We start from the raw sequence: 9,856 nt of genomic DNA on the forward strand, positions 1-9,856 counted from the left end.
ATCGGAGTGTGTGCGGAAAGATCGCTCATTGCAGAAACTTGGCTCGCAGTGTCGTTTAGACCAAAGGCAGCGGGCCATGGTACAGGGATTTTTTCCCCATTGCCGGGCTCAACGCGGCGCAGTGACCTTTTGTCTCCCGGTGATTTGTTAATGCATATTTGGATTTGCATTTATGCGTTGGTCTGGGCACTATGCGCATTATGCAAAAACGCAACGTAGCTACCGTCTTAAGAGCATTGCTCGATCGCCACGGGATCTCCCCCACGGAGCTTCACCGTCGCACCGGCGTGCCCCAATCCACCCTGTCGCGGATTCTCAGCGAAAAGATCGTCGATCCTTCCGACAAGCATGTGTCGAAGATCGCCGAGTACTTTGGCGTGAGCACCGACCAGTTGCGCGGCCGTGCCGACCTGGGCGACACCCGCTCACCGGGTACGCCGCGCGCCGACGTGCAGCTGCAGGACATCAGCCTGTGGGATGACGACACCCCCGTCGAGGACGACGAGGTCTCCATTCCGTTTCTTCGTGAGGTCGAGTTGGCAGCAGGATCAGGACGATTCGTCATCGAGGAAAGCGAGAAGGCCAGCCTGCGCTTCGGCAAGCGCAGCCTGCGCCATAACGGCGTGCAGTTCGACCAGGCCAAGTGCGTGACGGTGCGCGGCAACAGCATGCTGCCGGTACTGCGTGACGGCGCCACGGTGGGGGTGAACGCGGGCAAGAGCGGCATTGGCGACATCGTCGATGGCGACCTGTATGCCATCAATCACAACGGCCAGCTGCGGGTGAAGCAGTTGTATCGCCTGCCTACCGGCATCCGCCTGCGCAGCTTCAACCGCGACGAACACCCGGATGAAGATTACAGCTTCCAGCAGATGCAGGAGGAGCAGATCAGCATCCTCGGGCATGTGTTCTGGTGGGGCATGTACGCCCGCTAGGCTCGACGCTTTCTCAGAAACCCGTTCCGGCGGGTTTTTTGTGCCTGCTCAAACTCCATATCGATCCTTTCCCCGGCAAGACCGATACCTGCAAACGCTTGCAGGGCCGGCCCTGTGGTAGCAAGCAGCAGCGCGCTGGCTACTTCGCCAGTTCGGCGGTTTGTGCCGAGCGGGTAAGCCCTTCGGCCAGCGCAGGATAGACCTTGAGCGCCCCTGTGATACTCAGGTGGTCATCATCGGAATAAAGAAACTCATTACCTTCTACCAGCGGGCAGATATCCCCAGGGCACAGCACGTTGTCGAAGTTGATGATCGTGGCGGATGTCTTGCGCAGCGCCGCGTTCACGAATGCTTGATTGCGAACATGCTCTTCGCGGCTGACCGACAACTTCAAGTACTCGCGTTCTATGCCGCGCCCACGCCGCAATACATCCTTGGGCTCATACCGCTGCTGCGGGTTATCCTCGATGAAGATTACGTTCACGCCAATCTGGGCGTAGCGAGAAACGGTGTGATCCATTGCCCAGACAAGGTCATTGGTTGAGCCCTGAACCGTTGCCTTGGCGGATGGATCTCTTGCAATACCATTGAACTCCGAAGGGCGTGACGGAGATGACGTGTAATACGTCCAGCGATTGATCAATATGACGTGCTTAATACCTGACGCCTGAACGTCGTTGAAAATGCGCTCGTTCAATGCCTGGCAATTGTATTTTTCAATTCTGGCTTCGCCACGCAGCGACTGGATACCCAACAGCGAGGGGCAGCCGGACGTTCCCGTAAACTTCATGCCTACCTTATGGTCGCGTGCAAACTTTTCCAGTGCCGGCACCAGGCTCAGTGCGTGACTGTCACCGTACGCAAAGTACTCAACGGGAGTCTCACGTTCACCCAGCCCACAGAACCAGCCATCCGGCGTCTTGTAGGCATAGGGTATTTCAAAGCATTCGGCCGCTCGATCAGTGACTTTTATACTGTTTTGATAGGCCATGAGTTTTTGGTTATGCGTCCGCTGCGCAATACTGTCCTGTATGTAGGTCACATAGCCTGTTGCTCCGCAGCCAACTGCCAACAGCACGAGCACAATGACCTTGGAGCGTCCCTGCCACCTTGAGCGCAGGGGAAGCTCCACCAGCCTGAATGTCAGCCAAGCCAGAAGAATAGCCAGCAGTACGGCTGCTACGCGAACGCCGACAGTGGGTACTTCGCCCTCCACAATCCTTGCGAACGACAACAAGGGCCAGTGCCACAGGTATAAGGGGAAACTGATCAAGCCAAACCACACGGCCAGTTTGTTACTCAGCACCCTGCGATTGAACCAGGCATCGGGGCCAGCCGCGATGATCAGCACAGCGCCGAGTACTGGTACAAGCGCCCATTTCCCAGGAAAGTTGAGCCCTTTGTTTATCCTGAGGAAACCGAACACCAGTAAACACAGCCCGAGAAGGGAAAGTACCTGTGCAAGCCGCGTTCGCACCACCCGCTGGCGATAGAGGCTGAACCAGGCCAGAAGCGTACCCGCCAGCAGTTCCCAGAAGCGCGTGTGCGGTGAATAGAATGTGGCGATTGCATCGTGCTTGACGCCTTTGACGCTCAGTAAAAATGACACGGCGGCCAAGATGACTGTCAGTGCCAGCACATTGAACCTGAACCGCCACGCCATCCACAGCAGTACGGGCCAGACGATGTAAAACTGTTCCTCTACACCCAAACTCCACAAATGTAACAGCGGTTTGGTTTCCACCGAGTTGTCGAAGTAGCCGACTTCATTCCATAGCATCAGGTTAGATACGAAACCGGCGCCCCCCGCGATATGTTTTCCCAGTTGCCGCAATTCATCGTCCAGCAACGTTAACCAGCCCAAGCCATAACAGGCTACCAGTACCAGCAGCAGCGCAGGAAATATCCGTTTTATGCGGCGTGCGTAAAATTCGGTAAAGCTGAACGCCCCTCGATCAAGGCTTTCAAAGATGATGGTTGAAATCAGATAGCCAGAGATGACGAAGAATATATCGACCCCGATAAAGCCGCCCTTCAATGCAGTGGGAAACGCGTGAAAAATTACCACTGCGAGTACGGCAACGGCCCGTAACCCATCAATATCGGGACGATATTTGGGGTGAGAAAGATGAAGCGTCGGCTGAGTCATTTGGGGGTATGCACTTGAGGTGGAGCAGATGAAGAGTAACCCGCCACAGCGAGGAAAATTTCGGGATTATAGCCATCTGCCTCCACCCGAGTGCAACTTTAAAAGGGGCGCGCAGGTGGCCACATGCCATCCCTTTCTGACCAGGCCCTGGGGCGTCGAGCCAACGAGCCTCGTTCACCCTGTGGCGGGGTGGATCGCCGCGCAAAGGGTCACCAAACCGATCCTAGCAGCCCTGACACCTTCCTGATCACCCGGCAAACACCCCGGCAAACACCCCTCCAGACTTCGCTGTGCAAGGGATTGATGCGCAAATGCAAAATAAAATGCGTAAATATTTCCACTGGTGCATTGACTGCATATGCATTTACGCATAACCTTTGTCTCAAGCCGGTCAGACACCGGCGGCGACAAAGGCAGCGATGAACAGGCCTGAACTGTTCAGAGGGTTGGCAACTGACCCGGGTGTGCAGCGTAAAGCACCGTAAGCAGTTATCCGGCGGGCAGGCGGCCGCGGTCGGAAAATCAATTTGAAGCGGGATCGCCCGGCGCACCAGCAGTGGCCGGCGATCCGACAACGCATTACTGAAAAGCCTGGGCGACCGGGCTTTTTGGAATGCCGAGTGATCGGCTGTTCAACAGGGAGTACGAGCATGACAAGCGAGCAACAGACGTTGCTGGAAATGCCCATCTGGATGGTCATCGTCCTGGCGCTGCTGGGCGGTCTGTCCGGTGAGATGTGGCGCGCGGACAAGGAGGGCGCCCGTGGCTGGGGCCTGTTCAGGCGACTGCTGCTGCGTTCCGGGGCCTGCATGGTGTGCGGCGTTTCGACGGTGATGCTGCTGTACGCCAGCGGCCTGTCGATCTGGACCGCCGCAGCCTTCGGCTGCCTCACTGCGATGGCCGGTGCCGATGTGGCTATCGGCTTGTATGAGCGCTGGGCCGCACGGCGCCTGGGCCTGGCCCGGACACAGGCAGCGGACGTCGAGCAGGCACCTGCGGTGCCTAATCACTACAACCGGGAAAAGGAGTGAAGATGAGCCTGGTATTTACCGAGGCGGACATCCGCGTCATTGACGATGCGGTGACCGGAGAAGAACAGAGCAAGATTCTGCAGCAACTGAACGGCGCCAGGTGGCGCTATGGCTGGCCGGTGAACGATGCCCCGTATGTACGCCCGTGCTGGCACAGCTTTGTCGCCGGCAGCCAGCGCATGGAAAAGCGCTCAGCCGAGAACGAGCTGCGTGAACACGAACACTGGAACGTGCTGGCGGGGTTCTGGGACCGGGTGAAAGCGGCCCACATGCCTGACGCCACTTTGCTTGGCGTGTATGCCAATGGCCAGACCTTCGGCCAGGACTCGCCCATTCACCGCGACAACAAGGCCAGCGAGAACGGCCTCACCGTGGTCATGTTCTGCAACGAGCACTGGGCCTCGTCCTGGGGCGGGGAACTGGTGTTCTACGACCACGCCAAGCAAAACATCATCAAGTCGGTGCTGCCCAAGCCCGGCCGCATTGTGATCTTCAACGGCCATGTGCCGCACAGCGCCCGTTCACCCGCCGCCACCTGCGACCGGCTGCGCATGACCCTGGCGTTCAAGACCCTCATTTAAGGAGAAAGTATCCATGGCAGGAAAATTCGATGTAATCGTCGGCGTTGTCGACAAGGCGAGTGACGGCGTCGGGCACGTCAACGCGGGGGCCTCGGTGGTCGATCAGTTCAACACCGACAGGAGTGGTTTCAGCCTGGTCAGCCAGAGCGCCCAAACCGGCATCGCCGTGACGGCGGCGGTGACGTCGGTGGTGGAGCTCACCAAGGGTTTCGTGCCCTTCCTGAGCATCCCGACCAACACCTTGGCCGGCACCATCGTGTTCTTGAAGATCAGCGCAGAGTACACGTCCGAGGGGACCTTTCAGACGGGCGATGTGGTGAGCCTTATCGGCAACGTTGCCGGTGTGGCAGCCGGTATCACCTTGCTGACTGCCGGTGCCGGGCTGGCCGCTGCGGGCTTCGTGGCGGTAGGTGTCAGCGCAAGCCTGTACAGCGTCGTCACGTCCAATGCCGCCACCAACCTGTTCAACAGCCTGGTGGGGCCGGTGATCGATCGTTATTTCAAGGACACCCCGCAAGCGAGCTACCCGGATTACTGGCTGGCGCCAGACCTGCAACTGGTGCCCTTCGAGCAGATTACCGGGATCTACTCGGGCAACGTTGCGGTGGCCCACTGGACCCCAGGCAGCGACAGCGTGTCGCTCAGCCGCGCGCAGTTCATCCCCGACCCTGAACCGGGTGCGGGCGCAGGTTCCGGCGGCGGCGTCTATTACGGCGGCGGTGGCACCATCCCGCAGATCATTCAATTGCCCGAAGGCCCGATCGCGCGTGTCGATATCGGCCCGCTGGAGTTCCCCGGCTCGAGCCAGGATGGCTATGGCTGCTGCTCCGGGAGCCAGGACGGCTACTTCTGAAGGCCTGCGTGATAAGGTTGACGGCTGAAACGGACCTTAACCGCATTACCCCAAGGAGCTTCATGCCTTCTGCGCTTTCCCTGTTCAAGGATTTGCCCACCAGGACCAAAACCCTGGTGTGCCTGGTGTTCGCGATCACCAACCTGGCGTTCGCAGGCCTGTACCTGGCCACCTGGCGCCACTATGAGGCGCCGGACTACCAGCGCTGGGTTCAGGTCCAGGGGAAAGTGACCAGCGAGGGTTCTGTATGGAAGCAGGACAGCTCGCTGGTTCAGTTTGGGGCTAAGTTCCAGTTGCCGGGCGTTGCGCAACCGCAGCGCCGCCCTGCCTATGCCGACAGGCAGGCCTTTGCGCAAGCGGGCCTGCGCATTGGCACGCCGGTATCGCTGATGATCGAGGTGCGGCCGGACGGCGCCATTCTGCGCGAGCTGGCCACCCTCGATGGTCGCGTGCTGTTCGACGACAGCCTGTTCCATCATGTGGTCACGGCTTCAAATGATGCCGGGCTTTACGCGATCGTCGCAGGCGTGATCATGGCGCTGCTGGGCCTGATCGGTGCAGCATTTCTATGGTTTCGCCGCCCCGCGAACGGTGCAGTGACAAACGCTGACCCGCCTTGAACGGGTGATTTTCAAGGGTGAGCCGTTCACCTTTGAACGCTGGAAGCCCAGGCCTGCGCCTGGGCATTTTTTTGCCTTGAATTCGACGCATTGGCAGCGGCTCGAGCCGTTGCCTGGGAGTGATCGTGAGCGAACTGACGACCTTACATACGGCCATCACCGAGGCCGTCCAGGCGGCTATGCCACTGCTCGCCACTGTCGGCGCTTATGCCGAGGCAACGGAGGGCACCGCACTGCCGGCGCTGTTTCACAGCATTACCGACATGCGTTCGGGCACGGATCCCGGTGATGGCCGTTCTGCGGTAATCGCCACCGTGCGTGCGCGTATCACCGTGGCTACTGGCACCCCGCAGGCGCGTCTTCACGCGGGGATGCTGGCGGCGCAATTGATCGACCTGCTGCGCCAGCAGCGCTGGGGGCTCGATTTCGTCGAGGGCGCCTGCAACGTGCACGCCAGTACCGATGCCAGTACCGGGGCCGTGGCGGGTGACGTGACCTGGAACGTGCAGTGGGAGCAGGTAGTGCTGCTGGGTCGCACCGAATGGCCATGGCCGGACCAGCCACCGGGCACGCTGGCATTCGCCTTCAGCCCCGATACGGGACCTGCGCACAAAGACGCCTATCAAGCGCCGGAGGACCTGGCATGAGCTACACAAGCGCCATGCACGACCGCATGCTGGCGGCACTGGTCATTCCCTGCCGCGTGGTGGGCGTCGATCTGGCTGCGGCCAGGGTACGGGTGTCCGATGGCGCCGGCTGGACCAGCGCCTGGGTGCGCTGGCACAGCCAGGCCGCCGGCAAGGCGCGCCACTGGCGGGCGCCGAGCCTGGACGAGCAGGGCGTTTTGATCAGCCCCAGCGGCGAGCCGGCGCAGGGCACCTTCGTGCCGGGCCTGTATGGCAATGCCGGTGCGCCCCCCGACAACCGCGAGCATGTCGAGGTATGGCGCTTCGACGACGGCGGCTCGCTGGTCTACGACTGGCAGGCTCGCAGCTACAGCATCGAGCTGCCTGGCGGCACGGTCAGCCTGAAGGTAGCGGGCAGTTCGCTGCTGGTCACCGACAACGCGATCACCTTGAACGCCGCCAACATTGCCCTGACCGGTGAGGTGAGCATCAACGGTGGCCTGCGTGTGACCGGCGACATTCTGGGTGCCGGCAAGATCATCGATACCGGCGGCAACACCGCCAACCACAAGCACTGAACCCCGCCCGCCACCGCGGGCTTTTTTATGCCTGGAGACATCATGGCTACTGCACACACTGAGGCAAGGGAGGTACCGCGATGATCGGCATGGATCGCCGTAGCGGCCTGACGCTGTCCGGCATCGGGCATCTGCGCCAGTCCATCGAAGACATTCTCACCACACCGCTGGGCAGCCGGCGCATGCGCCCCGACTACGGCAGCAAGCTGCGCCGTTTCGTCGACCTGCCGGTCAACGAAGGCTGGAAGAGCGCGGTGCAGGCCGAAGTGGCGCGTGCCATTACCCGTTGGGAGCCGCGCCTGCAACTGCAACGGGTACGGGTGCTGGCCGTGGTGGGGGGGCAGATCAGCCTGCAACTGAGTGGGCAGTACCTGGGTGACAGCCAATTGCTGGAGGTAACCGCATGAGCACTGTGGATCTATCGGCGCTGCCCGCGCCGCAGGTGCTGGAAGACCTCGATTTCGAAGAGATTTTCCAGGATGACCTGGCGGCCTTCCGGTCGCACATGGGCGACAACTGGGACGCGCTGCTGGAGAGCGACCCGGTGACCAAACTGCTGGAAGTGGGCGCTTACCGCAAGCTGCTCAACCGGGCGCGAGTCAACGACGCGGCCAAGGCGCTGTTGCTGGCGTATGCCCAGGGCAGTGATCTGGACCAGTTGGCGGCCAACGTACAGTTGACCCGGCTGGTAGTGCAGGCCGAGGACACCAGCAGCGTGCCGCCAACGGCGCAGGTGCTGGAGGAAGACGATGCCCTGCGTGAGCGGGTGCAACTGGTGTACGAAGGGCTGACTACCGCCGGGCCGCGCAACAGCTACATCTTGCATGCACGCAATGCCTCCGGACAGGTGGCCGATGCGTCGGCGGAAAGCCCGTCGCCGGCGGTGGTGCAGGTCACGGTACTGAGTCTTGAAGGCGACGGCGTTGCCAGCCCCGAACTGCTGGCCCAGGTGCATGCCCGGCTTGACGATGACGATGTACGCCCGGTGGCCGACCGGCTCACCGTGCGCAGCGCCGAGATCCTGCCTTACCGCATCGACGCGGTGCTGTATCTGGCCGGCACCGGCCCGGAAAACGAGGCTACCCTGGCTGAATGCCAACGTCGCCTGCAGGCCTGGATCAACCCCCGACGGCGATTGGGCGTGGAGGTCTCGCGCTCGGCCATCGATGCGCAATTGCACATTGCCGGCGTGAGCCGTGTGGAGTTGAAGGACTGGAGCGACATTCGCCCCAGCAAGGCGCAGGCCGCCTGGTGCACAGGTTTCGACCTGACGCGAGGGGGCTGACATGCAAAGCCTCCTGCCGCTCAACAGCACGCCGTTGGAGCGAGCTGTCGAGGCTGCTTCACACGAAGACCTCAAGGTCACCCTGCGCACGCTGTACAACCCCGACACCTGCCCGGCGCACCTGCTGTACCAGCTGGCCTGGGCCTGGTCGGTGGACCGCTGGGACGACACCTGGTCCGAGGCCATCAAGCGCTCGGTGATCCGCTCCTCATTCTATGTACATGCCCACAAGGGCACGATCGGCGCGTTGCGTCGGGTGGTCGAGCCGTTTGGCTACCTGATCGAAGTGCAGGAGTGGTTCGACGCTGCGCCCCCGGCACAGCCGGGTACGTTCGCGCTCAAGATCGGGGTGTCCGACGCGGGCATCAGTGAAAAAACCTACCAGGAGCTGACCTGGCTGATCGACAACGCCCGGCCGGTCAGCCGGCACCTGAGTGGCCTGGTCATCAGCCTGGAAAGCACCGGCTCGCTTTACCTTGGCGCCGGCCTTCAAGACGGCGACGAACTTGATATCTACCCGCCCGCACCGACTGACATCGAGGTTATCGGCGCCATTGGGCGTGGTGGGCGAGAACACACCATTGACTATCTGGACATTTACTAATGGTTGATCAGAACTCCCAGTTCTACGCGATCCTGACCAAGGTGGGGGCCGCGAAACAGGCCAATGCGGATGCCTTGGGCATCCCGTGGAAAATTACACACATGGCGGTGGGCGACGCCAGCCCCGGCGGTCAGGACAACCCGCCGCTGCCGATGCCCGACGCCAGCTGGACCAGCCTGCTGAACGAGTGGCGGCGAGCGCCGCTCAATCAGCTCAAGGTTGATGAGAAGGACCCTGCGATCATCGTGGCCGAGCAGGTGATACCCGCCGATATCGGTGGGCGCTGGATCCGCGAGGTGGGGCTGTACGATGCCGACGGCGATCTGGTTGCGGTGGCCAACTGTGCGCCTACCTATAAGCCGCTGCTCAACCAGGGCTCGGGCCGTACCCAGGTGGTGCGCATGAACCTGGTGGTCAGCAGCGCCAGCAATGTGCAACTCAAGATCGACCCGAGTGTGGTGTTGGCCACCCGTGAGTTTGTGACCGAGGAACTGGCCAAGCGCGACTTCAAGCATTCGGTGCTGGTCGCGACCACGGCTGCGATCACGTTGAGCGGGTTGCAGACGGTGGATGGTGTTGCGCTGCAGGCCGGGG

At 61.3% G+C, this 9,856-nt stretch carries 12 protein-coding genes; 11 read left to right on the forward strand and 1 reads right to left on the reverse strand.

Going from position 1 to position 9,856, the window contains the following annotated elements:
* Positions 1 to 191 precede the first annotated feature (191 nt).
* Entirely contained in the window at positions 192 to 935 is a 744-nt protein-coding gene (locus KUO17_RS25905) for a LexA family transcriptional regulator (RefSeq protein ID WP_217978401.1), read from the forward strand.
* Between the two features lie 139 nt (positions 936 to 1,074).
* Here KUO17_RS25905 and KUO17_RS25910 read toward each other — a convergent pair whose 3' ends face one another.
* Positions 1,075 to 3,084 (reverse strand): acyltransferase family protein, encoded by a 2,010-nt coding sequence (locus KUO17_RS25910; RefSeq protein WP_217978402.1) that lies wholly within the window; start codon positions 3,082 to 3,084, stop codon positions 1,075 to 1,077.
* A gap of 650 nt (positions 3,085 to 3,734) precedes the next feature.
* Here KUO17_RS25910 and KUO17_RS25915 point away from each other — a divergent pair.
* From KUO17_RS25915 to KUO17_RS25960, 10 genes are all read left to right on the forward strand, one after another.
* Entirely contained in the window at positions 3,735 to 4,115 is a 381-nt protein-coding gene (locus KUO17_RS25915; RefSeq protein WP_255263808.1) for a phage holin family protein, read from the forward strand.
* Between the two features lie 2 nt (positions 4,116 to 4,117).
* Complete coding sequence (locus KUO17_RS25920; protein WP_217978403.1) at positions 4,118 to 4,696, forward strand: 2OG-Fe(II) oxygenase; 579 nt, start codon at positions 4,118 to 4,120, stop codon at positions 4,694 to 4,696.
* Between the two features lie 13 nt (positions 4,697 to 4,709).
* Complete coding sequence (locus KUO17_RS25925; protein ID WP_217978404.1) at positions 4,710 to 5,549, forward strand: hypothetical protein; 840 nt, start codon at positions 4,710 to 4,712, stop codon at positions 5,547 to 5,549.
* A 62-nt stretch (positions 5,550 to 5,611) separates the two neighbouring features.
* The gene (locus KUO17_RS25930) at positions 5,612 to 6,169 is read left to right on the forward strand and encodes a hypothetical protein (protein ID WP_217978405.1); all 558 of its coding nucleotides are present in this window, start codon (positions 5,612 to 5,614) and stop codon (positions 6,167 to 6,169) included.
* Positions 6,170 to 6,294: 125 nt separating this feature from the next.
* Positions 6,295 to 6,816, forward strand: a complete 522-nt coding sequence (locus tag KUO17_RS25935) for a hypothetical protein (protein WP_217978406.1) — start codon at positions 6,295 to 6,297, stop codon at positions 6,814 to 6,816.
* Entirely contained in the window at positions 6,813 to 7,373 is a 561-nt protein-coding gene (locus KUO17_RS25940) for a phage baseplate assembly protein V (protein WP_217978407.1), read from the forward strand. The genes KUO17_RS25935 and KUO17_RS25940 overlap by 4 nt, the downstream gene beginning before the upstream one ends.
* A gap of 80 nt (positions 7,374 to 7,453) precedes the next feature.
* A complete protein-coding gene (locus KUO17_RS25945) occupies positions 7,454 to 7,780 on the forward strand; it encodes a GPW/gp25 family protein (RefSeq protein ID WP_217978408.1) in 327 nt (108 codons plus the stop codon).
* Complete coding sequence (locus KUO17_RS25950; protein WP_217978409.1) at positions 7,777 to 8,658, forward strand: baseplate assembly protein; 882 nt, start codon at positions 7,777 to 7,779, stop codon at positions 8,656 to 8,658. The genes KUO17_RS25945 and KUO17_RS25950 overlap by 4 nt, the downstream gene beginning before the upstream one ends.
* A 1-nt stretch (position 8,659) precedes the next feature.
* Positions 8,660 to 9,262 (forward strand): phage tail protein I, encoded by a 603-nt coding sequence (locus KUO17_RS25955; protein ID WP_217978410.1) that lies wholly within the window; start codon positions 8,660 to 8,662, stop codon positions 9,260 to 9,262.
* Positions 9,262 to 9,856: phage tail protein (locus KUO17_RS25960; RefSeq protein ID WP_217978411.1), on the forward strand; the 595-nt coding region annotated here is incomplete at its 3' end. The genes KUO17_RS25955 and KUO17_RS25960, both read left to right, overlap by 1 nt.

The sequence above is a fragment of the Pseudomonas aegrilactucae genome (assembly GCF_019168305.1).
GTDB lineage: Bacteria > Pseudomonadota > Gammaproteobacteria > Pseudomonadales > Pseudomonadaceae > Aquipseudomonas > Aquipseudomonas aegrilactucae.